The sequence below is a fragment of the Rhizobium sp. AN68 genome, from assembly GCF_030758035.1.
Taxonomy (GTDB): domain Bacteria; phylum Pseudomonadota; class Alphaproteobacteria; order Rhizobiales; family Rhizobiaceae; genus Agrobacterium; species Agrobacterium tumefaciens.
In genome coordinates this window covers 2,241,556-2,266,500 of sequence record NZ_JARWMI010000003.1, presented here as the reverse complement: position 1 = coordinate 2,266,500, position 24,945 = coordinate 2,241,556, and the positions used below count along the sequence as shown (strand labels likewise).

The following is a 24,945-nucleotide window of genomic DNA, read 5'->3' as shown; positions in this document are numbered from 1 at the left end:
AATATATGTTTTTCCAACCGTATCACATCAGTTGCAGCCGTCACCCCTGATGCAAAATATGCGCGGCCTTGACGGCGGCGGAGGCGCGGTTTTCGACACCGAGTTTGACGTAAATCTGTTCCAGATGTTTGTTTACGGTTCTGGCGGAAAGGCCGAGAATATCGCCGATATCGCGGTTGGATTTGCCTTTGGCAATCCACAGCAGAACTTCCGATTCCCGCGTTGTCAGGGCAAAGTGGTCCTTTAGCAGGTGGTCGTCGGATTTCTCGTTGGCGGCTGTCAGACGGAAGAGATATTCGTCCGGTCCCATTGCGCCGAGGAAGGAGAGCTGCAAAGCGGGCCGCCCGGCCTCGGTGATCGTCAGCGGTGCATCGCGGGCGGAATCCACTGTTGTCCTGTCGGCCAGCCAGCCGGAAATATGGGTAACGACAATCTCCAGCCCATCATCACGGCCGGTGGCGGCGTTGACCAGCCGGGTTGCCTGTGGTGTGGACCAGTGGATCGCGCCGTTGGCGCGCACGGCAAGCAGGTGGCGTCCGGCGGCATCAAGCGCCACGCGGGCGCTCTGCGCCGAGCGGGCATTGGAGAGATGCACACGGATGCGGGCGCGCAGCTCATCGATGTTGATCGGCTTGGTCAGATAGTCGACACCGCCGGATTCGAGCGCCCGCACCACATGTTCGGTCTCCGTCAGCCCGGTCATGAAGATGACAGGCACCTGGGCCACGGCGGCGTTGGCCTTCAGGCGGCGGCAGGTTTCGAAACCGTCCATGGCCGGCATGACGGCATCGAGCAGGATGATATCGGGCGTGATGCGTTCGGCAATGTTGAGCGCGGCCTGACCGGATGTGGCGATCAGCGCCGAAAAGCCTGACTGTTCCAGCGCATCGGTGAGGAACCCCAGCGCTTCCGGGCTGTCATCCACCAGCAATACAATGTCTCTCGGCAGTGCTGCGCCTTGCCCGCTCATGCCTTGCCGTCTCCCCTGTCGCTCTCTTCAAACCGCTTTAGAAAATGGGCGTAACCGGCCAGATCGAAGGCCTGCACATAGGTGCCAAGCTCTTGCGTGAAGGGCAGGTTGTTCGTGTTGCGGGCGAGATCTGCGAGTTTTGCCTCTATGCCGCGTATGTAGCCTATTTCGCCGAGCCTCTGCAAATCCTTGATATGAATTGCGCCGGGATGAACGATCTGCGCCGGCGGCTGGGGGATGGGTGCCGGGGGAAGGTCGGTATCGTAAATCCATTTCAGGCCGAGATGCACCGCAAGCCTGTCGCACAGGTGGCGGATATCGACCGGCTTGGCGATGGCGTCGTTGTGATTGTCTTCTCCCGCACCCGCTACGATGCCGTCACCGATATTGGCCGAGAGCATGATGAGCGGAGCCGTCTGGCCTGCTTCACGCAACTTTGTCACAAGCTGCCAGCCGGACATTCCGGGCATGGAGATATCGATGAGAAAGAGGTCGGGCTGCACGCCTTCGATGAGTGTCAGGCATTCCGGTCCGCTCTGGGCGGTCAGCACCACGAAATCGAGCGGCGAAAGCACCTGACGCATCAGCTCGCGGTGATCCTCGTTATCATCAACCACCACTATGGTGCGGCGTGGGCCGGAATAGGAGCGAATGGTTTTTTCCGGCGCAGGTGCGGTACTTGGCCGGTGCACAGCCGACAGCATGAGACGGACGCGGAAGGTGGAGCCGTTGTCCTTTTCGCTGGAGACGGAAATCTCGCCGCCCAGCGTGTTGGTCAGAAGCCTCGTGATGGTGAGGCCGAGGCCAAGTCCCGGCATGGGGCGCACGCTTTCGGCCTCGCCGCGCTGGAAAGGCTCGTAGATGCGGGCGAGGTCTTTTTCGGCAATGCCGCGCCCGGTATCCGACACTGTGAAGCTCGCAACCTGGCTGCGATAGGCGACATCGAAGGTGACGCTGCCCTCGTCGGTGAACTTGATGGCGTTGGAGAGCAGGTTGACGAGGATCTGGCGCAGACGCTTTTCATCCGTGCGGACATATTGCGGCAGGGAATGGGCGCGTTCATGCCGGAATTCCAGACCCTTGGCCTGCGCCTGCGGGCGGAACATATCGACGATCTGGTCGAGGAAATCCTGAATATTGATCTCGTTGGAATAGACCTGCAGGCGGCCAGCCTCGATCTTGGAAATATCCAGAAGCCCGTCGATCAGGCCGGAGAGATGGTCGGCGGAACGGCGAATGACCTTGATGGCCGATTGCCGCGGCGCGGGAATGGTCTCATCGCGTTCGAGGATCTGGGCGTAGCCCAAAACAGCGTTGAGCGGCGTGCGCAATTCGTGGCTGAGGCCGACCACGTAGCGGCTCTTGGCGCGGTTGGCGGCCTCAGCCGTTTCCTTGGCGTCCTGAAGGGCGGCGTCGGTCTTCTTGTGGGCTGCGATTTCCTTCAACAGCAGCGTGTTCTGGCGTGAGGATTCCTCTTCCGCGACCACCCGGCTGTCATGGGCAAGAACCAGAAACCAGCAGACGATGCCGGCAATGACGGCAAAGACGAAAAACACGATGAGGATGGTGCGGTTGACCACGTCAGCCGTTGCCGGCGAGGCGGTGCCGACCTGATGGGCGATGAGCGCCAATATGCCGCCAATGGCGGTGACGGCGATGGCCGCCGCCATGCCATAACGTCCGAGCCGTGTGGCGAGTTTTGCCACCAGTTGGTGGGGCAGGAAAGATTTTGCGACCGTCGCGACCTGATAGTTGAGTTTGGCCTTCGGCTTGCACATGTCATGGCAGCGGCTGTCCAGCGAGCAGCAGAGCGAACAGATCGGCGCCGCATAGGCTGGACACCATGCCATGTCTTCCGGCTCGAACGGGTGTTCGCAGATGGAGCAGGTGATGGCGCTCAGCTCGCGCCATTTCTGGCGCGGCTTGCGGGCCAGATAGAATTTGCCCTTCGTGCCCCAGGCGATCAGCGGCGAGGCGATGAAGGCGACGATGAGGGTGAGATAGGGCGCAAGCGAGGCAGCGAGTGCGCCGAAGGTGCCGAAATGCGCCATCAGCGCAATGGTGGCCGAAAGCGCCATGGAGCCGACGCCGACGGGATTGATATCGTAGAGATGGGCGCGCTTGAACTCGATGCCCGGTGGGGCAAGGCCGAGCGGCTTGTTGATGAACAGATCGGCCGAGATGGTGCAGAGCCAGGCCATGGCGACGATGGAAAAAATGCCGAGCGTTTCTTCCAGCAGGCGATAGATGCCGAGTTCCATCAACAGCAGCGCGATCACCACGTTGAAGACCAGCCAGACGACGCGGCCGGGATGGCTGTGGGTGAGGCGGGAGAAGAAGTTGGACCAGGCGAGCGAGCCCGCATAGGCGTTCATGACGTTGATCTTCAGCTGCGAGACCACCACGAAGGCGACCATCAGCAGCATGGCTGCCGTATGGTTGGGGATCATGTAGCCGAAGGCGGTCAGGTACATCTGGGCCGGATCGGCGGCGCGGTCCACCGAGACGCCGGAACTGAAGGTCAAGACCACGAGGAAGGAACCGGCCAGCAGCTTCGGCACGCCCACGACGACCCAGCCAGCACCGGCCAGAAAGACCGCGATGCGATGGCGCAGACGGCTCTGGCCCTCGGCGGGCAGGAAGCGCAGGAAATCCACCTGTTCGCCGATCTGCGACATCAGCGCGAGGATGACGGCAGACGCCGCGCCGAATTCCACCAGATTGAAATGGGCCACGGTGCCCGGCGGACCGGAGGCGTGATGAATGCCGGAAAAGGCCCGCCACAGATCGTATTTTTCCCAGTCCATCAAAGCGATGAAGATGAAGGGCAGGACGTTCAGCACGATCCAGAAGGGCTGGGTGATGATCTGGAAACGGCTGATGAGGCGCACGCCATGGGTGACGAGCGGAATGACCATGACGGCGGAGATGATGTAGCCGATCCACAGGGGAATGCCGAGCGCCAGCTCCAGCGCGCCGGACATGATCGACGCCTCGATGGCGAAGAGCATGAAGGTGAAGGCGGCGTAGATCAGCGAGGTGATGGTGGAGCCGATGTAACCGAAGCTCGCGCCGCGTGTCAGGAGATCGATATCGACGCCGTGACGGATGGCGTAACGGCTGATCGGCAGGCCGACGGCAAGCATGGCAATGGCCGCGACGATGATGGCATAAAAGGCGTTGGTGGTGCCGTATGACAGCGTGATCGCGCCGCCGATGGCTTCCAGTGCCAGAAAGGAAATAGCGCCGATGGCGGTGTGGGAGATGCGGTTGGACGAAAATTGCCGGGCGCTTTTAGCGGTGAAGCGCAGCGCATAATCTTCCAGCGTCTGGTTGGCGACCCAGCGGTTATATTCGCGCCTGACGGGGATGATGCGTTGCCGTGCGGCCATGCCTAGGATCCAGCCCCTTTCCGCAAAAGGTGTTTTGCCATTCTCACAGCCGCACCGACATGCCGCCATCCACCGTCAGCACATGGCCGTTGACGAAGGAGGACGCGTCGCTGGCCAGAAACAGGGCTGCACCGGCGATTTCATCCGGCCTGCCCCAGCGTTCAAGCGGCACGCGCAGCTTGGCAAAGGCGACCATGTCAGGGTTTTCGGCAAGGGCCGCATTGGTTTCCGTGGCGAACATGCCGGGTGCAATGGCGTTGCTGGTGATGCCGCGCGCACCATATTCGACAGCGATTGCGCGCATCAGCCCTGTCAGCCCCTGCTTGGCAACGGGATAGATCGCATCGCCCGGCCTGACGATGTGGCCGAGAATGGAGGTGATGGTGATGATGCGGCCGTAACTGTTGGTATTCATGGCTTGCGCGGCATCTCGCGACAGCGAGACGGAGGAGGTGAGGTCGGTGCGGATAAGCTCCAGCACGTCCTCGTCGCTGAATTCGGAAAGTGGGCGGCGGTCGCGTGCGCCGACATTGTTGACAAGGATATCGAGATGGCCGAATTCGTCCATGATGCGGTGGACGAGGGCAGTTCCGGCGGCGGTATCGGCAATGTCGAAAGCGGCATAATCGGCTTTTCCGCCGGCTTGCCGAAGTATGCCTGCTGCCTGTTCCAGCGCCTCGGCGTTACGGCCGGTCAGCCACACATGGGCGCCAGCCTCGGCAAAGGCCCTGGCGATTTCGAAACCGAGGCCGCGGCCGCTGCCGGTGATGATGGCGATGCGGTTTTCGAGAGAGAATTTTTTGAGAATGCCCATCGCTCACCTTCTTGCTTTAGAGCATCGGACCGAAAACCGTGTCGCGGTTCGGAAAAGCCGATGCGGTTGGTCAAAGCCACGCAACGTCTTCGAGTTTGCGCATAGGCAAGAATATTCCACGCAGGGCAGAGGGCGAAAGGTCGACTGTCCGGTCCGGCCGTTCGGTGGACATAAAAATGGCGTCGCCCGGTTGCGGGCGACGCCATGTCTTGGGTTATCAGGCAGCAGCCGACTTTGCGAGCGGCACTTCTGCAATCGTCTTCAGAACGACGGAAGCGATCTGGTAAGGGCAGCCCTGCGAGTTCGGACGACGGTCTTCGAGGTAACCACGGTAACCGTTGTTGACGAAGGAGTGCGGAACGCGGATCGAGGCGCCACGGTCGGCAACGCCGTAGGAGAACTTGTTCCACGGAGCGGTTTCGTGCTTGCCGGTCAGGCGCAGGTGGTTGTCCGGACCGTAAACGTCGATGTGCTCCTGCCAGTTCTTGGCGAAAGCGGCCATGAGGGCTTCAAAATACTCTTTGCCGCCAACTTCACGCATGAACTTGGTGGAGAAGTTGCAATGCATGCCCGAACCGTTCCAGTCGGTATCGCCGAGCGGCTTGCAATGGAATTCGACGTCGATGCCGTACTGTTCGCAAAGACGCAGCAGCAGGTAACGGGCGATCCAGATCTGGTCGGCGGCGCGCTTCGAGCCCTTGCCGAATACCTGGAATTCCCACTGGCCCTTGGCCACTTCGGCATTGATGCCTTCGTGGTTGATGCCAGCTTCGAGGCAGAGGTCGAGATGTTCTTCAACGATTTCGCGGGCAACCGAGCCGACGTTCTTGAAGCCGACGCCGGTGTAATACGGACCCTGCGGAGCCGGGTAACCCTGCTCGGGGAAGCCGAGCGGGCGGCCGTCCTGGTAGAAGAAATATTCCTGTTCGAAGCCGAACCATGCGTCCTCGTCGTCGAGGATGGTCGCGCGGCTGTTCGATGCATGCGGGGTGACGCCGTCAGGCATCATGACTTCGCACATGACCAGTACGCCGTTGGTGCGGGCCGGATCGGGGTAGATCGCGACGGGCTTCAGCACGCAATCCGAAGAGTGGCCTTCGGCCTGCTGCGTGGACGAGCCATCAAAACCCCAAAGCGGCAGCTGCTCGAGCGTCGGGAATTCATCGAATTCCTTGACCTGTGTCTTGCCGCGCAGGTTGGGGACCGGCTTATAACCGTCAAGCCAGATGTACTCGAGTTTGAACTTAGTCATTACGAACCTCTCATAGGTAACAATGCGAAGCCTTGAGGCTTGCCGTGGCTTTCGCCACCGGAAGCACATTCGCGTTCAAGGGCTGGCGATATAGATGCATGCCGCGTGCCAGATTGGCGATGTTTTGCGAATTCTTCGAAAAATCTTTCAGGCATGCTCAGGGCCGAGGGGGCCGATATGGCCATTAACCGCTCATGCTGCACTGCGGCAGGTAAATCGAACCCTAATGTTTCGTCAGTGATTCCTAACAGATAGCGGGTGGGATCGCTCAAAATGCCCTGTTGCGGTGCAATGTTTTCGATTGCGAACGACGGATCGGCATTTGCCCCAAAAACCGGCGCTTCCGGAATGGTTTTTCTTGCTGAATGACCATTTAATGCCTATATTTTTCGCAACGTGATTTTTTTTTAATCAGATGGAGCTAAACCAGAGCTAACGGGTTTGCTTCACAACCAAAGTGCTTCGATGCAAACAAAGTGAGATGTTCGATATGGCAACTGGCTTTCATCGTGAAACGGCAACGATCTTTCAATTTCCGGTCGGCGGACGCGCGGGGCTCTCAAAGTTCCGTAACATCGGGCTGAGCGATCTGGAGCGCGAGGCACGTCAGCCGCATGTCGATTTCGGCTCCTGGTATCATGACGATGCGATCCGCGACGAAGAGCGGGACGACAAGCCGCACGCCTGATGTGAAGCGTTGCTGATCGTTTCTTCTCCCCCTCCGGGGAGAAGGTGGCGCGAAGCGCCGGATAAAGGGACGACTTCTCAGTCTGTCTCCGACCTCGCACCCTCGACCCGCTGCTGCTCTCGTCTTCCCTGCCGGAAAAGAAGCAAGTTGAAACGCCAGGTTTCACATCGGTTGCCCCGGCCGGGATTTCCCTCTCCCCAACACCCCCTGCAGCTTTCGCCACCCCGCCTACGTCAATTGACGTATACGGTTTCTCGCCCGCGAGATCGATAGTCCCTTCCAGCAGCGGTCAACGATGCCGCTGAAGCCCCATGAGGGCTAAACAAGGAGAGGGGTTCTTCCGATGACATTCCGCAAGACGCTTAGCGCCGCGCTGCTCGGCGCAATCATGTCCACCACCGCCTTCCATGGCGCATTTGCCGCCGACGATACGATCAAGGTAGGCGTGCTGCATTCTCTTTCCGGCACCATGGCGATTTCAGAGACGACGCTGAAGGACGCCATGCTGATGCTCATCGACGAGCAGAACAAGAAGGGCGGCGTTCTCGGCAAGAAGCTCGAAGCCGTCGTGGTCGACCCGGCCTCCGACTGGCCGCTGTTTGCCGAAAAGGCCCGCCAGCTGATTTCGCAGGACAAGGTCGCCGCCGTTTTCGGTTGCTGGACATCTTCGTCGCGCAAGTCCGTGCTGCCGGTTTTCGAAGAGCTGAATTCCCTGCTGTTCTACCCGGTGCAGTATGAGGGTGAAGAATCCTCCCGCAACATCGTCTACACGGGTGCAGCGCCCAACCAGCAGGCCATTCCGGCCGTCGATTATCTCGCCAAGACCGAAGGCGTCGAGCGCTGGGTTCTGGCAGGTACCGACTATGTCTACCCGCAGACCACAAACAAGATCCTGAAGGCCTACCTGATGTCGAAGGGCGTCAAGGAAGAGGACATCATGATCAACTACACGCCGTTCGGCCAGTCCGACTGGCAGACGATCGTGTCCGACATCAAGAAGTTCGGCTCGGCCGGCAAGAAGACCGCCGTTGTCTCCACCATCAACGGCGATGCCAACGTGCCCTTCTACAAGGAGCTGGCGAACCAGGGCATCAAAGCCGAGGACATTCCGGTCGTCGCCTTCTCGGTCGGTGAAGAAGAGCTTGCCGGTCTCGATACCGCGCCGCTGGTCGGCCACCTTGCCGCCTGGAACTACTTCCAGTCTGTCGATACCGAGGTCAACGCCGAATTCATCAAGACCTGGCATGCGTTCACCAAGAACGACAAGCGCGTGACGAACGACCCGATGGAAGCCGCCTATATCGGTTTCAACGCCTGGGTTAAGGCCGTCGAAACCGCAGGCACGACCGATACGGACGCGGTTCTTGACAGCATCATCGGCGTTTCCGTGCCGAACCTTTCTGGTGGCTACTCCACCGTCATGCCGAACCACCACATCACCAAGCCGGTGCTGATCGGTGAAATCCAGGCCGATGGGCAGTTCGAAATCGTGCAGCAGACGCCACAGGTCGTGGGTGACGAATGGTCGGATTACCTGCCTGACTCGAAGGATCTGATTTCGGATTGGCGCAAGCCAATGTCCTGCGGCAACTTCAACGTGGCCACGGGCAAGTGCGGCGGCAAGGGTAGCTGATAGGGACTAGTGGTTTCCGCCCCCTCGTTGGGGGCGGTTTTATCATTCGAAACTGAACAAGCATGCCCCCCTCTGCCCTGTCGGGCATCTCCCCCACAGGTGGGGAGATCGACTCGCGGCAAGGCTCCGCCCTTTCTCATCTGTAGAGACAGAGCGACGCAGGCGCGTCTTGCCGATCTCCCTCCATGTGGGGGAGATGCCCGGCAGGGCAGAGGGGGTAAGCCACTTACTCATCGCCAGATAAAATACACCGCCGCTCCAAGGAACCCGACATGACGATCCGATCTTTTCTCGGAGCCATCTTCCTCTGGCTCACCCTGGGGATCGCCGCCCAGTCCCTCGCGCAGAGCGATCCGAAGGCGCTGATCGACCAGCTCGGCACGGCCGACTTCAAGCAGGCCGAAACATTGATCGGCCAGATTGCTGCCACCGGCGACGCGCGGGTGGTGCCGGCGCTTGAGGCTTTTGCATCAGGCGATCTTTACGTGCGCAAGGCCGACAATCTGGTGTTCATGACCAAGCCGTCGGGTTCCAATTTCACGCTCATCGATCCGCTGACCGGCGAAAGCGCTGGCGAAGCGCCGAAGGCGGCGGTTACCAAGATCAGGGTCAACAACAATCTGCGTCGCGTCATCCGCGCCGCGATGGGCGGCCTGACGTTGCTCAGTCCGGAACGCTCGGTGCGGCTTTCCGCCGCCGATGCGGTTCTGAAAGCCCCCAGCGCCGAAAATCTGGAATTGCTGGAAGCGGCCATATCCAAGGAAACCGACAAAGAGGTGCGGACGCGGATGGAGGAGGCGCGGGCTGTCTCGCTGCTTTCCTCCGACCGCCCCCTTGAGGTGAAGAAAGAAGCGATCGCCACCATCAAGGCGCTTGGCGGGCGCGATGCGATCAGCATTCTGATGGCGGCGACGCCCACGGTTGATCCGAGCCTGAAGCCGGATGTGGACGAGGCGATTTCGAGCATCGAGAGTTCCCTTGCCTTCTGGGATTACGCACAGAATGTTTGGTACGGCCTGTCGCTCGGCTCGGTGCTGCTGCTCGCCGCCATCGGTCTTGCCATCACCTTCGGCGTCATGGGCATCATCAATATGGCGCATGGCGAGATGGTGATGATCGGCGCTTACTCCACCTTCATGGTGCAGGAGTTGATCCGCAGCCATTTCCCCGGCCTGTTCGACTGGTCACTGGCGATTGCCCTGCCGGCCGCCTTTCTTGTCACAGCCTGCGTCGGCCTCATCATGGAGCGCGGCGTCATCCGCTATCTCTACGGGCGACCGCTGGAAACGCTGCTCGCCACCTGGGGTATCTCGCTGATCCTGCAACAGGGCGTGCGTTCCATCTTCGGCCCGACCAACCGTGAGGTCGGCAGCCCGAGCTGGATGTCCGGCTCCTTCAGCGTCGCTTACCTCAACTTCACCTGGAACCGCGTGTGGATCGTCTGCTTCTCGCTTTCCGTCTTCTTCGCGCTGCTGGTGCTTTTGAAGCGCTCCGCCTTCGGCTTGCAGATGCGCGCCGTGACCCAGAACCGCCGCATGGCCTCTTCCATGGGCATCCGCACGCCCTGGGTGGATGCCTTCACCTTCGCGCTCGGTTCCGGCGTTGCCGGCCTTGCCGGGGTAGCGCTGTCGCAGATCGACAATGTCTCGCCCAATCTCGGCCAGAGCTACATCATCGACAGTTTCATGGTGGTGGTGTTCGGCGGGGTCGGCAATCTCTGGGGAACGCTCGTGGGTGCGCTGTCGCTCGGCGTGCTCAACAAGTTCCTTGAGCCGACGGTGGGCGCCGTGCTCGGCAAGATCCTCGTGCTCGTTCTCATCATCCTGTTCATCCAGAAGCGGCCACGTGGTCTCTTCGCACTCAAGGGAAGGGCGATCGAAGCATGATTACCGGCTTCCTCCTGCGCGCGCTCGATCGGCGCATTTCCATCGCCATCGGCATCATCCTGGCCATCGCCGTGCTGGTGCCCGCCTCCAATCTGCTGTTGCCGGCTGACAGCGCGTTCCGCATCCCGACCTACATCATGTCGATGCTCGGCAAATATCTGGCCTACGCGCTGCTGGCGCTGGCGCTTGATCTGGTCTGGGGATATTGCGGCATTCTCTCGCTCGGCCACGCCGCCTTCTTCGCGCTCGGCGGTTATGCCATGGGCATGTATCTGATGCGGCAGATCGGCACGCGCGGTGTTTACGGCCATCCTGTGCTGCCTGACTTCATGGTGTTCCTCAACTGGAAGGAACTGCCGTGGTTCTGGCACGGCTTCGACATGTTCTGGTTTGCAGCACTGATGGTGCTGGTGGTGCCCGGCCTGCTCGCCTTCGTGTTCGGCTGGTTCGCCTTCCGCTCGCGCGTCAACGGCGTTTACCTCTCTATCATCACGCAGGCCATGACCTACGCCCTGCTGCTTGCCTTCTTCCGCAACGACATGGGTTTCGGCGGCAATAATGGTCTCACCGATTTCAAGGATATTCTCGGCTTTTCCGTGCAGGCGGATGGCACCCGTGCCGTGCTGTTTGCGATGACGGCCGTTATGCTGGCGCTTTCGCTGCTGATTGCATCCGGCATCGTCAATTCCAAATTCGGCAAAGTGCTGGTGGGCGTGCGCGATGCCGAAAGCCGGGTGCGCTTCCTCGGTTTCCGGGTGGAAAACATCAAGCTCTTTACCTTCGTCGTCTCGGCCATGATGGCGGGCATTGCCGGTGCGCTGTTCGTGCCGCAGGTGGGCATCATCAATCCCGGCGAATTCTCCCCCGCCAACTCCATCGAGGTGGTGGTTTGGACCGCAGTCGGCGGGCGCGGCACGCTGATCGGGCCGATCATCGGCGCGCTGCTGGTCAATGGCGGCAAGAGCTATTTCACCGGCGCTTTCCCCGAATTCTGGCTGTTTGCACTGGGTGGGCTGTTCATCGCGGTGACGCTGTTCTTCCCCAAGGGCATCGTCGGCACCGTGCAGCATTATCTGGTCGGCCGGCGCGAAAAGCGTGTTGCGCGGGCGGCAAGTGCGGCCGGACAACCGGGCAATGACAGTGCTGCAACAGCGGCGCAACAGGCGGCGGAGTGAGGCTGATATGAACACGGTTTCCGAAAACAGAACCAAAAGCCTGCTTTATCTCGACGGTGTTTCCGTTTCCTTCGACGGGTTCAGGGCGCTCAATTCCCTGTCCTTCGTGGTGGAGCCGGGCGAGCTGCGGGCCATCATCGGTCCGAATGGCGCCGGCAAGACGACGATGATGGATATCATCACCGGCAAGACCCGGCCGGATACCGGCACGGTGCTGTTCGAAGACAGCATCGACCTCACGAAAAAGGACGAGGCGGATATTGCCCAGCTGGGCATCGGGCGTAAATTCCAGAAGCCAACGGTGTTTGAAAGCCATACCGTCTGGGACAATCTGGAACTGGCGTTGAACCGCAAACGCGGCGTCTTCGCCACGCTGTTCTACAGGCTGACAGCGGAGGACAAGGCGCGTATCGAGGAAATCCTCGCCACCGTGCGTCTCAGCCACCGCCGCGGCGATCTCGCGGCCAACCTCTCGCACGGCCAGAAACAGTGGCTGGAAATCGGCATGCTGCTCGCGCAGGAACCGAAGCTGCTGCTGGTGGATGAGCCGGTGGCGGGCATGACGGATGCGGAGACAGCCGAAACCGCCGTGCTTCTGAAGGAAATCGCCAAGACCCGCTCGGTCGTGGTGGTGGAGCACGACATGGGCTTCATCCGCGAGCTGGGCGTAAAGGTGACGTGTCTTGCCGAGGGCTCGGTGCTGGCCGAAGGGTCTATCGATTTTGTGTCCAGCGATCCGAAGGTGATCGAGAATTATCTGGGACGGTGATGGAAGCGTCTGCGGCTTTACCCCCCTCTGCCCTGCCGGGCATCTCCCCCACAAGGGGGGAGATCGGCAAGCGGCTAACACCCTGCCCCAAGACCAGTAGGCGATGGGACGAGCGGGAACGGCATCTGATTTCCCTCCTTGTGGGGGAGATGCCCGGCAGGGCAGAGGGGGGTAGCGCCGCCCACCAAAGCATCAATGGAGTTGCACCATGCTGAACGTCGAAAACATCAACCTCCACTATGGCGCAGCCCAAGCCCTGCGGGGCGTGTCTCTGAAAGCGGAGATGGGCAAGATCACCTGTGTTCTCGGCCGAAACGGCGTAGGCAAAAGCTCGTTGTTGCGCGCGGTCACCGGCCAGCATGCCATCAGTGGCGGGTCGATCAGCTTTGAAGGGGCAGCACTGGATGGGCTGGCACCTTACCACCGTGCCAAGCGCGGTGTCGGCTACGTGCCACAGGGGCGTGAAATCTTTCCGCTGCTCAGCGTGCAGGAAAACCTTGAAAGCGGTTATGCGCCGCTGCCACGCAAGGAGCGTTTCATTCCCGACGATATTTTCAGCCTGTTTCCGGTGCTGCAATCGATGCTGGGCAGACGCGGCGGCGACCTGTCCGGTGGCCAGCAACAGCAGCTCGCCATCGGCCGGGCGCTGGTGACGCGGCCGAAAATCCTCGTTCTCGATGAGCCGACCGAAGGCATTCAGCCGTCGATCATCAAGGATATCGGCCGCGCAATCAAATATCTCAGGGATTCCACCGGTATGGCGATCCTGCTGGTCGAGCAATATCTGGATTTCTGCCGTGAGCTTGCCGACTATGTCTACATCATGGACCGGGGCGAAATTGTGCATGAGGGGCTTGCCGAAACGCTGGATACGCCCGAGGCGCGTCGCCATCTGACAGTATAAATCGAGACTAGAAGCCACGCCTGCCGATCACGGCGTGCAAACGGCCGATTAATATTTTGAAAGTCTATGCGTGTCTGCATGGCTTTTATGCGCAATTTTAGCATTTCATTGAATAAACGCCTGTGATATTGGCAGCGGAAATGCTGCATGCGAGACACAGACGAAGTCTATTCGCACGCCGCGACAGTTGATCCCTTACATTCCACGCGCGTCCGACGTATCGTCGGGGAAACCGTGCCCAATAAAGGCGTGTCAATGCATCAAGACTTTGCCCTTGGCCGGGCTGCCCGGCTGTTCCGCTCCGCCCGCACCCTGTTTCTGGGTCTTGCGATCTGCGCGAGCGCGAGTGTCGCAGCGTCAGCCTCGACCTGCGGTCAGCTTGCTCAACCCGGCGTGGAACCGGGCAGGCATGATTTTTCCATTCTCTCCAGTGGTCAAAAACGCGAAGGCGTTTATTTCGTTCCATCGGCCTATGACGGAAAAAAACCGGTGCCTGTGGTGTTCGATTTCCACGGCTCCAACAGCAATCCGCACGGCCAGCTGAACCGCAGCGGCTGGGACAAGCTTGCCGAGCGCGACGGCCTGATGGTGGTGGCGCTGGCGGGCAGCCTCAATGGCGAATTGCCCGGCACCCATGCCTGGAATGTTCCTGGTGTTACCACCCGTCCCGGCGGGCTGGATGAGGTGAGCTTCATTCGCGATGCAATTGCCATGGTGAAAGGCAAGTTCTGCGTGGATGAGGAGCGCTTTTACGGTTCCGGTTATTCCGGCGGCGGGCGCATGCTGTCGCAATTCATCTGCAATGGTAGCGCGGATTTCACCGCTGCCGGCTTCGTTGCATCGTTGCGCGCGGGTTATCCGTTGGAGACAGAGGGCAAATGGGGACCGGATGCGGCAAGCTGCAAGCCGGCGCGGCCGATGTCGATCATCGCCTTTGCGGGTCTGAAGGATCCGGCCAATCCCTATCAGGGCGGTGGCAAGTCCTACTGGCAATATGGCGGCGAGACGGCGCTGAAACGCTGGGCGGAAATGGACGGCTGCAAGGGCGGCGCGAAAACCAGACCGGGCGAGAGCTTCACCGTCAATTCCTATGACGTCTGTAAGGGCGGGGCACGTATCCAGTCCTATGTCATTGACAATTGGGACCATGCCTGGCCGCGCGCCACCATGAAGGCGGAAGTGCTGGCAGCGTCGGCGGTCCTTACCCGCAAGCCGGGTGGCGAGCAGACGCCGAAGGCGGAACCTGCCGTGGAGCGCAAGATGCCCACAGGCGAAGTGACGCGCACGGTTGATGCGGCGGAAAGAATGTGGGATTTCTTCCGCAACACGGAAGGACAGATGGTAGTGGATGCCGTCGTCAAAAAAGATTGCGGCGCCAAGGCCGGGTCCGCTTCCGCAACCGTTTCGGAGACCGCGTGCAGCCAGAACAGCAAGCCATCCGCCCTTCCGGTCTCGAAGACGGCGAACCTGCCCGGCAGCAGCGCGCCCGTGGCAGAGGACGCATTGTAACCAAGGCTGTCGAAGGTCGCAGCCGGCTGGACCAATTATTCCAGGAAGGTTGCGCCAAGATCCGCCTGCCGGATACGTTTTCCAACGAGATCGAGGCCATCCTCATCAACTCCTCCGGCGGATTGACCGGCGGAGATGAAATGGAATGGCAGGCTGTTGCCGGAGCCGGCACCTCGCTGGTGGTGACGACGCAGGCCTGCGAGAAGGTCTACAAGGCATCCTCCGGAACCGCCACCGTCACCGCCCGCGTTTCCGCAGGGCCGGGCGCCCGGTTGCACTGGCTGCCGCAGGAAACCATTCTTTTCGACCGCGCGTCGCTGACCCGCAGGCTGGAAGCCGATCTCGACGCAACCTCCGAATTCATCGCCGTCGAAGCCGTGCTGCTCGGGCGTCAGGCCATGGGCGAAGCGATGCAGCATGGCCTGTTCCGGGATCGCTGGCGCATTCGCCATGGCGGCCGGCTGGTACATGCCGAAGAGCTGCTGCTTGCGGGAGAAGTGGCGGAGCTGACTGCAAAACCGGCGGTGCTTGCCGGGCAGGTGGCCTTTGCCACGCTTCTTTATATCGGACCTCTGGCCGAGGCGCTTTTGCCTAAAATCCGGGCTATTGCCGGGGAAAGCGGCGGCGCCAGCGAATGGCAGGGCAAGCTTGTCGTGCGCGTGTCCGCCGCGGACGGCTTCTCCCTTAGAAAAATACTTTTTCCGATCATTTCGCTCTTGCGAAACGGCGCGCCAGTGCCGAAAGTCTGGAATCTGTAAAGCTCCGGATCGCCCACGACAGGCGACCTTCCGGGGTCTGTCAAACAAGTCGGATCAGCCCCCGAAACACTGTGTTTTGCGGGGCAGGTGCGAAAGCTGCGGGACGACGATGAACCTTACTCCGAGAGAAAAAGACAAGCTGCTGATTTCCATGGCCGCCATGGTGGCGCGCCGCCGGCTGGAGCGTGGCGTGAAGCTGAATTACCCGGAAGCGATTGCGCTGATTACCGATTTCGTTGTCGAGGGCGCCCGCGATGGTCGCGCGGTGGCCGACCTGATGGAAGCCGGCGCGCATGTCATTTCCCGCGATCAGGTTATGGAAGGCATCGCCGACATGATCCATGATGTGCAGGTGGAAGCAACATTTCCCGACGGCACCAAGCTTGTGACCGTTCACGAACCGATACGCTGAGGGGGGACGATATGGCGCTGGAGCTTCGGCCCAATTGCGAATGCTGCGACCGTGATCTTGCCCCCGACAGCCGGGTTGCGATGATCTGCTCGTTCGAATGCACCTTTTGCGCCGATTGCGCGACCGATGTGCTCAAAGGCGCCTGCCCGAATTGCGGCGGCGAGCTGGTTCGCAGGCCCATCCGCCCGGCGGCCAAACTCGTCAACAATCCGGCATCGACGACACGGGTGCTGAAGGCTGAAGGCTGCGCGGCAGCCACCGCTGCTTGAGAGAGACAAAGGGGAGCACCATGAAACCAGGCGAAATCATTGCCGCAGAGGGCACCATCGAACTCAATGCCGGCCAGCCGACGGTGACGATCGAGGTGGCCAATACCGGTGACCGGCCGGTTCAGGTGGGCAGCCATTACCATTTCTTCGAGACCAATGCGGGTCTTGTCTTCGACCGCGACAAGGTGCGCGGCATGCGTCTCGATATTCCGGCTGGTACTGCGGTTCGTTTTGAACCCGGCCAGAAGCGGGAAGTGACGCTGGTGCCGCTTTCCGGCAAGCGTGAGGTTTACGGGTTTCGTCAACAGATCATGGGGAGGTTATGAGATGGCGACGGCACATTATCACGGAAGTTGCCAATGCGGCGACGTGAGCTTCGAGGTCGACGCCGATCTCGACCACACGGTCGTGTGCAATTGCTCGCGCTGCAAGCGCTTGGGCTCGACGCTTGCCTTTGCGCCTCGCGAAAAATTCACCCTGCTTTCCGGCGACGACAAGCTGACGGAATATCTCTTCAACAAGCACAAGATCCATCATCTGTTCTGCTCCACCTGCGGCATTGAGAGTTTTGCCTATGCCGATGGGCCGGATGGGACGCCGATGGTGGCGGTGAATACCAATTGCCTTGATGGTGTCGATCCGCGTGCGCTGAAGCCGCAGGCTTTCGATGGCGCGGCTGCCTGAGTGATGGCCATGACTTTGAAAAAATTCTGTTTCGGTGCGGCTGTCCTGCTGTCTCTTGCGGCGTCTTCCGCATTTGCCGATGACGCGCCCGATTGCACCTCGCCGCAAACGCAGGCCGATATGACAATCTGCGCCGGCAAGGATTACGAAAAGGCCGACAAGCAGTTGAACGCCGCCTACCAGAAGGTTCGCAAGCAGCTTGCCGAGCGTGACAAGACGGCAGACGAAAGCGGCAAGGGTGCCGTGGATGCATTGGTTGCCGCCCAGCGTGCCTGGGTGGCGTTTCGCGATGCCAATTGTGATGCCTTCGGGTTTCAGGCGCGTGGCGGCACGATGGAGCCGATGCTGGTTTCCTCATGCCTGGCCGATATGAGCAACAAGCGCGCTGATGAATTGCGCCAGTTGTCCGAAGGTTTCTGAACGGTATGGGGCGGCGGATCATGATTGTCGGAAACGGAGAAATGCCGCAGGGCGTGGCCGATCTCATCGACCTTTCCGACATTGTCATCCGCTTCAACGATTGCCGTTCGCTGGGCGCTGGCGGCAGCCGCACGGATGTGGTGGCCGTTTGCAACACCGGCCGGCCCGGCCGCGAGATGAGCGAAGGGGCCGCGTGGCGCGACAATGAGGGGGTGCAGCAGGCTTCCGCCATCTGGTCGGTGCGCGATCCCGCGAAATTTTCGCAGATGGAGCCGGATATCCGCGCTCGCTGGCCCGAACTGACCGATTTTTGTGCCGATTATACCGCCGGTTTCGCAGCATTAGCCGAAGATACCGGCAAGAGCCACCTCGTCATTCCGCGCGGGGTGCATGAGCGGCTTGATCACGCATTGCAGGTCTATGCGCCGGCCCCTTACGTCTGCCCGAGCACCGGGCTTCTTGCCATTGCCCATGTTCTGGAGACCGTGAGCGGCGGTGATGACGAGGTGGCGATTGCGGGCTTTGGTCATCATGGCTGGAACGGGCATCCGTTTGCCGCCGAAAAACAGCTTGTAGAGGCCCTTACACACGAGGGCCGGCTGACACGAATTTCTCCCATATCGATTTTCTCCGCGTCCGAAGGAGCCTGAACCCATGCCTTACAAGATTTCCCGCGCCGCCTATGCCGGCATGTTCGGCCCGACCGTCGGCGACAAGGTGCGTCTTGCCGATACCGAACTCTTCATCGAGATCGAGAAGGACTACACGACCTATGGCGAGGAAGTGAAATTCGGCGGTGGCAAGGTCATTCGCGACGGCATGGGCCAGAGCCAGGCGACGCGGGCCGAAGGCGCTGTCGATACCGTCATCACCAACGTCGTCATCGTCGACCATAGCGGCATCTACAAGGCGGATGTGGGCCTGAAGAACGGGCGCATCCACGCCATCGGCAAGGCGGGCAACCCCGATACGCAGCCGGGCGTGACAATCATTGTCGGCCCTTCGACAGAGGCGATTGCCGGCGAAGGCAAGATTCTGACTGCCGGCGGCATGGATGCACATATCCACTTCATATGCCCGCAGCAGATCGAAGAAGCGCTGATGAGCGGCGTTACCTGCATGCTGGGCGGCGGTTCCGGCCCCGCGCATGGCACGCTTGCCACCACCTGCACCGGCGCGTGGCACATCGAGCGGATGATCGAGAGCTTCGACGCTTTCCCGATGAACCTCGCATTGGCGGGCAAGGGCAATGCTTCGTTGCCCGCGCCGCTGGAAGAGATGGTCCTTGCCGGTGCCTCATCGCTGAAGTTGCACGAGGACTGGGGCACGACGCCCGCCGCCATCGACAATTGCCTGACGGTGGCTGACGAATATGACGTGCAGGTGATGATCCACACCGATACGCTGAACGAGAGCGGTTTCGTGGAAGACACGGTTGCCGCCATCAAGGGCCGCACCATCCATGCCTTCCACACCGAAGGGGCAGGCGGCGGCCATGCGCCTGATATCATCAAGGTCTGCGGCAATCCGAACGTCATCCCGTCTTCCACCAACCCGACGCGGCCCTACACCATCAATACGCTGGCCGAACATCTGGATATGCTGATGGTGTGCCACCACCTGTCGTCGTCCATCCCTGAGGATATCGCGTTCGCAGAAAGCCGTATCCGCAAGGAAACCATCGCGGCGGAGGATATTCTCCACGATATCGGCGCGTTCTCGATCATTTCCTCCGACAGCCAGGCCATGGGCCGTGTCGGTGAAGTGGCGATCCGCACCTGGCAGACGGCTGACAAGATGAAGCGCCAGCGCGGCCGCCTGAAGGAAGAGACCGGCGAAAACGACAATTTCCGCGTCCGCCGTTACATCGCCAAATACACCATCAACCCGGCCATCGCGCAGGGCGTCAGCCATGAGATCGGCTCCATCGAAGTCGGCAAGCGTGCCGATCTGGTGTTGTGGAACCCGGCATTCTTCGGCGTGAAGCCGGAAATGGTGTTGCTCGGCGGTTCCATCGCCGCGGCACCGATGGGCGATCCGAATGCCTCCATTCCCACGCCGCAGCCGATGCATTACCGCCCGATGTTTGCCGCCTATGGCAAGCTGCGCACCAATTCCTCGGTTACATTTGTCAGTCAGGCGTCGCTTGATGCCGGCCTTGCAGGGCGTCTTGGTGTTGCCAAGAAGCTGATGGCGGTGAAGAACGTGCGCGGCGGCATTTCCAAGGCCTCGATGATCCACAATTCGCTGACCCCGCATATCGAGGTTGACCCGGAAACGTATGAGGTGCGCGCCGATGGCGAGCTTCTGACCTGTGAACCGGCGACGGTGCTGCCGATGGCGCAGCGTTATTTCCTGTTTTAACGGCGTTTCGTGGTGAGATTTATCACAAGGTGGATCGGCGGTGGCCTGCTGCTGATCATCCTGCTTCTTGTGCTCGGCACCGTCGTGCCTCGACCCTTTTTTGCCGATGAAACAAGCGGCGTGAGGGATCGCGAGATATTGCTGTTATCCAATCCGATCCATACCGATATCGCCCTGCCTGTTGATGACGATCTGCGGCGGGTCTTTTCCGAATTGCAGGAGGGCGGTATCGCGGTCAACCATCCGGCTGCTGCCCATCTGGTGTTCGGCTGGGGTGGCCGGTCGTTTTACATACAGACGCCGACATGGGCCGACCTGAAGCCGATGCCGGTCGTGCGCTCTCTGACACTCGACCAGTCGGTGATGCATGTGGATGTGACTGGGGATTTTCCCGCCGACCTTGCCGGGGTGAAGCGCCTTCGCATTTCTGAAGCGGGATATCAGCGACTTGTGGCGGGCATTCGTGCGAGCTTCCTGCGGGACAATGGCAAAGTTCAGCTTATACCCGGTGCTTCCTACAGCCTGACGGATGGATTTTTCGAGGCGAATGGCTGGTTCAATGCGCTGGCCGGCTGCAACACGTGGTCTGCCGCCATGCTGCGGCAAGCCGGCATTCGCACCGGCTGGTGGACGCCGTTGCCGCCACTGTTGCGCTGGTCGGTAGCGCTGCACAATTGATCTTCCCGCGGTGCGACGTTTCGTTGATTTGACGTCTGGTAATCCGATTTTTATGCTGCACCGCAGCGCATCTTGCGCTAAAGAAACGGCAAAAGAATTCCGTGCGGATCGGTCCCAAGCGATCCGTGCAAAACGCCAGAAAATTGAAGACAGATCAGGAGACAAGACATGCTCGGCAAAAAAGTGCCCGCCGTTACCTTCCGCACGCGTGTTCGCGACGAGGCCGTTGGTGGCCCCAACCCTTTCCGTTGGCAGGACATGACCTCCGACGATTACTTCAAGGGCAAAAAGGTCGTTCTTTTCTCGTTGCCCGGCGCTTTCACGCCGACTTGCTCGACCTACCAGCTTCCCGATTTCGAAAAGCTCGCGGGCGAATTCCGCGCGCTCGGCGTCGATGAAATCTATTGCCTGTCGGTCAACGATGCCTTCGTGATGAACGCCTGGGCAAAAGGCCAGAACCTCGAAAACGTCAAGGTCATTCCTGACGGTTCGGGCGAGTTCACCCGCAAGATGGGCATGCTGGTCGCCAAGGACAATCTCGGTTTCGGCATGCGCTCCTGGCGTTACGCCGCCGTCATCAATGACGGTATGGTGGAGCAGTGGTTCGAGGAAGAGGGCTATTGCGACAATAGCGATACCGACCCTTACGGCGTTTCCTCGCCGCAGAACATTCTCGAAAACCTTAAGAGCCGCGCTGCGGCCTGATTGCGGTTTGCTTTTTTTGACAAGGCCCGGCAGCGATGCCGGGCTTTTTCGTTTTCCGAGACGCGTTCGACCTGAAAACACGCCTTGAAATCGGCCGGGCTATCCGTCAACAATCGGAACCCCAAGACTGTTTCTGAAATGGATCATCCCATGCTGCGCGTCACGTCCTATCACCCCGCCGGAACTCCAGCCGACGAACCTTCCGGTTATGTCACTCTCGCGCATGACCAGCGGCATCTGCGCCGCAAACTTCTGCATTTGCAGAATGACGAGATGGTGATGTTGGATTTGAAGGAAGCCGTGCTGTTTGCCCATGGCGACCTGCTGGTGGTGGAGAACGGTGATCTGGTGGAGGTTCGCGCTGCGGACGAAAAGCTGTTCGAAATCAAGGCGAAGGACCGTCTTCAGCTGATCGAGCTTGCCTGGCATCTGGGCAACCGGCACCTTTCGGCGCAGATCGAGGAGGAGCGTATTCTCATCCTGCGTGACCACGTGATCCGCGCCATGCTGGAAGGCCTTGGCGCCACAGTGCGTGATGTGGAAGAACCTTTCCAGCCGGCGCGCGGTGCTTACCACGCCCATGGCGGCCATTCCCACGGTCACGGTCACGGGCATGACCATGGTCACCATCACGACCATGGCTGAGGCATGAGCGAAGATCGCGGCGTTGCCGCGCTGCTGCGGCTCATGGCCTGGATGTCGCCGGCCTTTCCTGTCGGCGGCTTTTCCTATTCTGGCGGACTTGAAAAGGCGGTGGAGGACCGGCGCGTCAGTGATGCCGCCGGTCTTTACGGCTGGGTGGAGGTGCTTCTGCGTTCCGGCAGTCTGTGGAACGATGCGGTATTTCTGGCTGATGCCTGGCGTAATGGAACGGACGCCGTCGCCCTGAAGGAAGCAGCGGATCTGGCTCGCGCGCTCGCCGGTTCTGCGGAGCGCTACCGCGAGACGGTGCTCCTCGGCGATGCCTTCGTTTCCGCCGCCGGCGCCTGGCCGCACGCGGTTCTTGAGCTGTTGCCGAAAGAGGTTCCTTATCCTGTTGCCATAGGTGCGGTGGCGGCAGGGCATGGCGTGCCGCTTCGGGAAACGGTTGCCGCATTCCTGCATGCCGGTGTTTCGCAGATCGTCTCCGCCGGTATCCGCCTCGGCGTCGCGGGGCAGAAGGACGGCGTTGCCATTCTCGCCGCAAGCGAGGCGTCGATCGGCGAAATGGCGGCACGGGCCGTGCAATCCACGCTCGACGATCTCGGCAGCGCCACTGTTATCGCCGACACCGCGACCATGCGGCACGAGATGCAGGGAACGCGGCTTTTCCGCTCCTGAATATCTCGCCGCAATGCAGCATTGTCGCCCTTGAAGCGGTCGTGCGAAGCGTTATGGTGGGACAACATCAAAGCATATTGAAGGGAACATGGTTGTGACATCGGGCATGAAATCGGGCAACGGTCCGCTGCGCGTCGGCATTGGCGGGCCGGTCGGTTCCGGCAAGACCGCGCTGACGGAAAAGCTTTGCAAGGCTATGAGCGCCGATTACTCCGTCGCCGTCGTTACCAACGATATCTACACCAAAGAAGATGCGGAAGCGCTGGTGCGCATGCAGGCGCTGCCGTCCGAGCGTATCGTTGGAGTGGAGACGGGCGGATGTCCGCATACCGCCATCCGTGAGGATGCGACGATCAATCTGCAGGCGATTGCCGGTCTCAATGCGCGCTTTCCCGATCTCGATGTTGTCTTCATCGAATCCGGTGGCGACAATCTTGCGGCGACTTTCTCGCCCGATCTTGCCGATATCACCATCTATGTAATCTCCGTCTGTCAGGGCGAGGAAATTCCGCGCAAGGGCGGGCCGGGCATCACCCGCTCGGACCTGCTGGTCATCAACAAGAAAGACCTTGCCCCTTATGTCGGCGCTGATCTGATGGTGATGGACAGTGACGCCACCCGCATGCGCAATGCCATGCCTTTCGTCTTTACCGACATGAAGCGCGGCGAGGGTGTCGATCGCATCGTCGGTTTCCTGAAAGAGCAGGGCGGTCTCTGAGATATGACCACGCCCCTCCGTTTTGGTTCCTATGACGTTTCCCGCTTTGTCGATGGTGTCTACAAGGCGCCTGTCGGCCACCTCATCCACCGGCAGGGCGCGGATGCGCTGGCGGCGGCGCTTGCCGGGCATGAGGGCGAAACGGTGGATATGGACGTCAACTGTTTTGTGCTGTCAGGGCCTGATGGTATTTCGCTGATAGACACCGGTTGCGGCACGGCCTGGGGGCCGACCTACGGCCATGCCCGTGCGGGGATGATTGCCGCTGGGATCCAGCCTGATGATGTCAGCCGTGTTATCCTCACCCATATTCACGGCGACCATGCGCTGGGACTTATCGAAGGCGACCAGCCTTATTTTCCCAATGCGGACATATGGGTGCCCGAGGCCGATCTTGCCTTTTTCACCAGCGAGGATGCACGCAAGACATTGCCGCCTGCGAGGCAAGGCGCCTTCGATATTGCCGCCCGGCTGCTCGACATTTGTGGGGCCATGCTGCGACCAATCCCAACTGGCAGGATTGCCGAGGGTATGGAAGCCATCGCCATGCCCGGCCATACGCCTGGCCATACCGGCTATCTCATCGGTAACGGCGATGACCGGCTGTTATTGTGGGGCGATGTGCTGCATGTGAGCGCGTTGCAGGCGGACGATCCGGGTATCGGTTTCGTCTATGATATCGATTCCGAAACCGCATACTCGACACGTCTCGATGCGCTGACCCAGGTTGCCGATCACGGCTGGCTGGTTTCCGGCGGCCATCTTGGCGGGTTTTTCCGCGTCGAGCGAGAGGGCGATCGCTTCCGCTTCGTGCCGCAGCCGGTCTGATATCCTGCTCGACAAAAAATTAGAGGACGGGATACCCGTAGGCGTCCCGTCCTCTTCCTCTCCCCGGTACTTCTTCAAATCTGCTTCAGCGCCGCGACATCATTGACCTGCACGATGCGGCCGCGAACGGTGACGCCCGCCTTTTTCAGTGCGGAGAAAGCGCGCGACAGCGCTTCCGGCGCAAGGCCGAGCTTGCCGGCGAGCAGGCTTTTCTGGAACGGCAGACGCAGCGAAAAGGACGTAGCGTCGCGAGGCCCCTGATTGATCAGGTAATGGGCAACGCGTTGCGGCGCGGTTTGCAGCCGGTCGTTGGCAATGCAATCCATGGTGCCGAGCAGGCTGTTGGAGAGGCAGCGCATCACGGCCTTGGCGATTGCCGGTTCCTGATCCACAAGGTTGCGGATTCTTGCCAGTTCGAAACGCGCCACGGTGCAGCTTTCCGCCGCCTGCGCGCTGTAACGATAGCTGTCGCTGCCGAAGATCAGGCATTCGTTGAAGGTATCGCCCGGACCGCTGACACGCACATCCGCCTCGCGCCCGTGCCTGTCCAGCCGGTAGAGGCGGACATAGCCCGACAGCACACAGTAGAAATATTGCGCTGCCTCGCCCTCCTTGAAGAGCACATGGCGGGCATTGAGATTGGTGACGGTTGCCGCCTCCATCAGTTTCAACGCCGCCGCTTCATCCGCAATCCCTATCAGGGGCACGCGCAGCAGAATGTTCCTGTCCCTGTTGCTCAGCTTTACGGTCTTGTTCACGTCCATCCGGCTCCCGCTCAAACCTTTTGCCGGGTTGTC

General features: G+C 60.4%; 26 protein-coding genes. 21 read left to right on the top strand and 5 right to left on the bottom strand.

Translation table 11 applies throughout. From position 1 onward, the window contains the following. Window positions 1–40: 40 nt before the first annotated feature. The 4 genes from RBH71_RS24110 to RBH71_RS24095 form a co-directional block, all read right to left on the bottom strand. Window positions 41–970 carry a response regulator gene (locus tag RBH71_RS24110; RefSeq protein WP_003513933.1) on the bottom strand — a complete coding sequence of 310 codons (930 nt, stop codon included), beginning with the start codon at window positions 968–970 and terminating at the stop codon, window positions 41–43. After that, on the bottom strand, window positions 967–4,362 hold the full coding sequence (locus RBH71_RS24105; protein ID WP_003513931.1) for an ATP-binding protein: 3,396 nt from the start codon (window positions 4,360–4,362) through the stop codon (window positions 967–969). Before RBH71_RS24105 ends, RBH71_RS24110 begins: the two co-directional genes overlap by 4 nt. Window positions 4,363–4,405: 43 nt before the next feature. Continuing rightward, window positions 4,406–5,176, bottom strand: coding sequence for an SDR family oxidoreductase (locus tag RBH71_RS24100; RefSeq protein WP_003513928.1), 771 nt, complete (start codon window positions 5,174–5,176; stop codon window positions 4,406–4,408). Between the two features lie 217 nt (window positions 5,177–5,393). Then, complete coding sequence (locus RBH71_RS24095) at window positions 5,394–6,428, bottom strand: glutamine synthetase beta-grasp domain-containing protein (protein ID WP_003510168.1); 1,035 nt, start codon at window positions 6,426–6,428, stop codon at window positions 5,394–5,396. A 481-nt stretch (window positions 6,429–6,909) separates the two neighbouring features. Here RBH71_RS24095 and RBH71_RS24090 point away from each other — a divergent pair, with 481 nt between their 5' ends. The 21 genes from RBH71_RS24090 (at window position 6,910) to aidB (ending at window position 24,148) form a co-directional block, all read left to right on the top strand. After that, window positions 6,910–7,116 (top strand): DUF2735 domain-containing protein, encoded by a 207-nt coding sequence (locus RBH71_RS24090; RefSeq protein ID WP_003513926.1) that lies wholly within the window; start codon window positions 6,910–6,912, stop codon window positions 7,114–7,116. 343 nt (window positions 7,117–7,459) lie between these two features. Next, window positions 7,460–8,749 (top strand): urea ABC transporter substrate-binding protein, encoded by a 1,290-nt coding sequence (gene urtA / locus RBH71_RS24085; protein WP_003513924.1) that lies wholly within the window; start codon window positions 7,460–7,462, stop codon window positions 8,747–8,749. A gap of 272 nt (window positions 8,750–9,021) precedes the next feature. Next, complete coding sequence (gene urtB, locus RBH71_RS24080; protein ID WP_003513922.1) at window positions 9,022–10,635, top strand: urea ABC transporter permease subunit UrtB; 1,614 nt, start codon at window positions 9,022–9,024, stop codon at window positions 10,633–10,635. Beyond that, entirely contained in the window at window positions 10,632–11,810 is a 1,179-nt protein-coding gene (gene urtC, locus RBH71_RS24075; protein WP_003513919.1) for an urea ABC transporter permease subunit UrtC, read from the top strand. The genes urtB and urtC overlap by 4 nt, the downstream gene beginning before the upstream one ends. Window positions 11,811–11,817: 7 nt before the next feature. Beyond that, a complete protein-coding gene (gene urtD / locus RBH71_RS24070; protein WP_003513917.1) occupies window positions 11,818–12,579 on the top strand; it encodes an urea ABC transporter ATP-binding protein UrtD in 762 nt (253 codons plus the stop codon). A 208-nt stretch (window positions 12,580–12,787) separates the two neighbouring features. Then, a complete protein-coding gene (gene urtE / locus RBH71_RS24065) occupies window positions 12,788–13,483 on the top strand; it encodes an urea ABC transporter ATP-binding subunit UrtE (RefSeq protein WP_003513916.1) in 696 nt (231 codons plus the stop codon). Window positions 13,484–13,738: 255 nt separating this feature from the next. Beyond that, the gene (locus RBH71_RS24060; RefSeq protein WP_019565111.1) at window positions 13,739–14,992 is read left to right on the top strand and encodes an alpha/beta hydrolase family esterase; all 1,254 of its coding nucleotides are present in this window, start codon (window positions 13,739–13,741) and stop codon (window positions 14,990–14,992) included. Beyond that, window positions 14,899–15,750, top strand: a complete 852-nt coding sequence (locus RBH71_RS24055; protein WP_003513912.1) for an urease accessory protein UreD — start codon at window positions 14,899–14,901, stop codon at window positions 15,748–15,750. The genes RBH71_RS24060 and RBH71_RS24055 overlap by 94 nt, the downstream gene beginning before the upstream one ends. A 109-nt stretch (window positions 15,751–15,859) precedes the next feature. Beyond that, window positions 15,860–16,162 (top strand): urease subunit gamma, encoded by a 303-nt coding sequence (locus RBH71_RS24050; protein ID WP_003513909.1) that lies wholly within the window; start codon window positions 15,860–15,862, stop codon window positions 16,160–16,162. 11 nt (window positions 16,163–16,173) lie between these two features. Next, window positions 16,174–16,431 (top strand): DUF1272 domain-containing protein, encoded by a 258-nt coding sequence (locus tag RBH71_RS24045; protein WP_003513907.1) that lies wholly within the window; start codon window positions 16,174–16,176, stop codon window positions 16,429–16,431. Window positions 16,432–16,451: 20 nt separating this feature from the next. Then, complete coding sequence (locus RBH71_RS24040) at window positions 16,452–16,757, top strand: urease subunit beta (protein ID WP_003491734.1); 306 nt, start codon at window positions 16,452–16,454, stop codon at window positions 16,755–16,757. A 1-nt stretch (window position 16,758) separates the two neighbouring features. Next, window positions 16,759–17,115, top strand: a complete 357-nt coding sequence (locus RBH71_RS24035; protein ID WP_003513905.1) for a GFA family protein — start codon at window positions 16,759–16,761, stop codon at window positions 17,113–17,115. A 9-nt stretch (window positions 17,116–17,124) separates the two neighbouring features. Next, window positions 17,125–17,535 (top strand): lysozyme inhibitor LprI family protein, encoded by a 411-nt coding sequence (locus tag RBH71_RS24030; protein ID WP_003513903.1) that lies wholly within the window; start codon window positions 17,125–17,127, stop codon window positions 17,533–17,535. 5 nt (window positions 17,536–17,540) lie between these two features. Further along, window positions 17,541–18,185: a hypothetical protein gene (locus tag RBH71_RS24025; protein ID WP_035251880.1), complete on the top strand. Its 645-nt coding sequence runs from the start codon at window positions 17,541–17,543 to the stop codon at window positions 18,183–18,185. Between the two features lie 4 nt (window positions 18,186–18,189). Beyond that, window positions 18,190–19,899: an urease subunit alpha gene (gene ureC, locus RBH71_RS24020; RefSeq protein WP_003513898.1), complete on the top strand. Its 1,710-nt coding sequence runs from the start codon at window positions 18,190–18,192 to the stop codon at window positions 19,897–19,899. Window positions 19,900–19,908: 9 nt separating this feature from the next. Continuing rightward, window positions 19,909–20,577 carry a TIGR02117 family protein gene (locus tag RBH71_RS24015; RefSeq protein ID WP_035251877.1) on the top strand — a complete coding sequence of 223 codons (669 nt, stop codon included), beginning with the start codon at window positions 19,909–19,911 and terminating at the stop codon, window positions 20,575–20,577. 168 nt (window positions 20,578–20,745) lie between these two features. Further along, a complete protein-coding gene (locus RBH71_RS24010) occupies window positions 20,746–21,282 on the top strand; it encodes a peroxiredoxin (RefSeq protein WP_003513894.1) in 537 nt (178 codons plus the stop codon). 150 nt (window positions 21,283–21,432) lie between these two features. Continuing rightward, window positions 21,433–21,927 (top strand): urease accessory protein UreE, encoded by a 495-nt coding sequence (ureE, locus tag RBH71_RS24005; RefSeq protein ID WP_003513892.1) that lies wholly within the window; start codon window positions 21,433–21,435, stop codon window positions 21,925–21,927. 3 nt (window positions 21,928–21,930) lie between these two features. Further along, the gene (locus RBH71_RS24000) at window positions 21,931–22,602 is read left to right on the top strand and encodes an urease accessory protein UreF (RefSeq protein ID WP_003513890.1); all 672 of its coding nucleotides are present in this window, start codon (window positions 21,931–21,933) and stop codon (window positions 22,600–22,602) included. A gap of 106 nt (window positions 22,603–22,708) precedes the next feature. Further along, on the top strand, window positions 22,709–23,320 hold the full coding sequence (gene ureG, locus RBH71_RS23995) for an urease accessory protein UreG (RefSeq protein WP_003513889.1): 612 nt from the start codon (window positions 22,709–22,711) through the stop codon (window positions 23,318–23,320). A 3-nt stretch (window positions 23,321–23,323) separates the two neighbouring features. Then, window positions 23,324–24,148: an AidB family quorum-quenching N-acyl homoserine lactonase gene (gene aidB, locus RBH71_RS23990; protein WP_003513887.1), complete on the top strand. Its 825-nt coding sequence runs from the start codon at window positions 23,324–23,326 to the stop codon at window positions 24,146–24,148. A 74-nt stretch (window positions 24,149–24,222) separates the two neighbouring features. Here aidB and RBH71_RS23985 read toward each other — a convergent pair whose 3' ends face one another. Beyond that, complete coding sequence (locus RBH71_RS23985; protein ID WP_035251874.1) at window positions 24,223–24,912, bottom strand: Crp/Fnr family transcriptional regulator; 690 nt, start codon at window positions 24,910–24,912, stop codon at window positions 24,223–24,225. Between the last annotated feature and the right edge of the window lie 33 nt (window positions 24,913–24,945).

What these genes read in the sequence shown, in the direction of transcription:
- RBH71_RS24000 (WP_003513890.1), top strand. Translation starts at nt 21,931, where the DNA reads ATGAGCGAAGATCGCGGCGTTGCCGCGCTGCTGCGGCTCATGGCCTGG.
- ureG (WP_003513889.1), top strand. Translation starts at nt 22,709, where the DNA reads ATGAAATCGGGCAACGGTCCGCTGCGCGTCGGCATTGGCGGGCCGGTC.
- RBH71_RS24040 (WP_003491734.1), top strand. Translation starts at nt 16,452, where the DNA reads ATGAAACCAGGCGAAATCATTGCCGCAGAGGGCACCATCGAACTCAAT.
- aidB (WP_003513887.1), top strand. Translation starts at nt 23,324, where the DNA reads ATGACCACGCCCCTCCGTTTTGGTTCCTATGACGTTTCCCGCTTTGTC.
- RBH71_RS24030 (WP_003513903.1), top strand. Translation starts at nt 17,125, where the DNA reads ATGACTTTGAAAAAATTCTGTTTCGGTGCGGCTGTCCTGCTGTCTCTT.
- RBH71_RS24050 (WP_003513909.1), top strand. Translation starts at nt 15,860, where the DNA reads ATGAACCTTACTCCGAGAGAAAAAGACAAGCTGCTGATTTCCATGGCC.
- RBH71_RS24095 (WP_003510168.1), bottom strand. Translation starts at nt 6,428, where the DNA reads ATGACTAAGTTCAAACTCGAGTACATCTGGCTTGACGGTTATAAGCCG.
- RBH71_RS24090 (WP_003513926.1), top strand. Translation starts at nt 6,910, where the DNA reads ATGTTCGATATGGCAACTGGCTTTCATCGTGAAACGGCAACGATCTTT.
- urtC (WP_003513919.1), top strand. Translation starts at nt 10,632, where the DNA reads ATGATTACCGGCTTCCTCCTGCGCGCGCTCGATCGGCGCATTTCCATC.
- urtE (WP_003513916.1), top strand. Translation starts at nt 12,788, where the DNA reads ATGCTGAACGTCGAAAACATCAACCTCCACTATGGCGCAGCCCAAGCC.
- urtA (WP_003513924.1), top strand. Translation starts at nt 7,460, where the DNA reads ATGACATTCCGCAAGACGCTTAGCGCCGCGCTGCTCGGCGCAATCATG.
- RBH71_RS24100 (WP_003513928.1), bottom strand. Translation starts at nt 5,176, where the DNA reads ATGGGCATTCTCAAAAAATTCTCTCTCGAAAACCGCATCGCCATCATC.
- RBH71_RS24025 (WP_035251880.1), top strand. Translation starts at nt 17,541, where the DNA reads ATGGGGCGGCGGATCATGATTGTCGGAAACGGAGAAATGCCGCAGGGC.
- RBH71_RS24060 (WP_019565111.1), top strand. Translation starts at nt 13,739, where the DNA reads ATGCATCAAGACTTTGCCCTTGGCCGGGCTGCCCGGCTGTTCCGCTCC.
- RBH71_RS23985 (WP_035251874.1), bottom strand. Translation starts at nt 24,912, where the DNA reads ATGGACGTGAACAAGACCGTAAAGCTGAGCAACAGGGACAGGAACATT.
- ureC (WP_003513898.1), top strand. Translation starts at nt 18,190, where the DNA reads ATGCCTTACAAGATTTCCCGCGCCGCCTATGCCGGCATGTTCGGCCCG.
- RBH71_RS24010 (WP_003513894.1), top strand. Translation starts at nt 20,746, where the DNA reads ATGCTCGGCAAAAAAGTGCCCGCCGTTACCTTCCGCACGCGTGTTCGC.
- RBH71_RS24045 (WP_003513907.1), top strand. Translation starts at nt 16,174, where the DNA reads ATGGCGCTGGAGCTTCGGCCCAATTGCGAATGCTGCGACCGTGATCTT.
- urtD (WP_003513917.1), top strand. Translation starts at nt 11,818, where the DNA reads ATGAACACGGTTTCCGAAAACAGAACCAAAAGCCTGCTTTATCTCGAC.
- RBH71_RS24035 (WP_003513905.1), top strand. Translation starts at nt 16,759, where the DNA reads ATGGCGACGGCACATTATCACGGAAGTTGCCAATGCGGCGACGTGAGC.
- ureE (WP_003513892.1), top strand. Translation starts at nt 21,433, where the DNA reads ATGCTGCGCGTCACGTCCTATCACCCCGCCGGAACTCCAGCCGACGAA.
- RBH71_RS24110 (WP_003513933.1), bottom strand. Translation starts at nt 970, where the DNA reads ATGAGCGGGCAAGGCGCAGCACTGCCGAGAGACATTGTATTGCTGGTG.
- urtB (WP_003513922.1), top strand. Translation starts at nt 9,022, where the DNA reads ATGACGATCCGATCTTTTCTCGGAGCCATCTTCCTCTGGCTCACCCTG.
- RBH71_RS24105 (WP_003513931.1), bottom strand. Translation starts at nt 4,362, where the DNA reads ATGGCCGCACGGCAACGCATCATCCCCGTCAGGCGCGAATATAACCGC.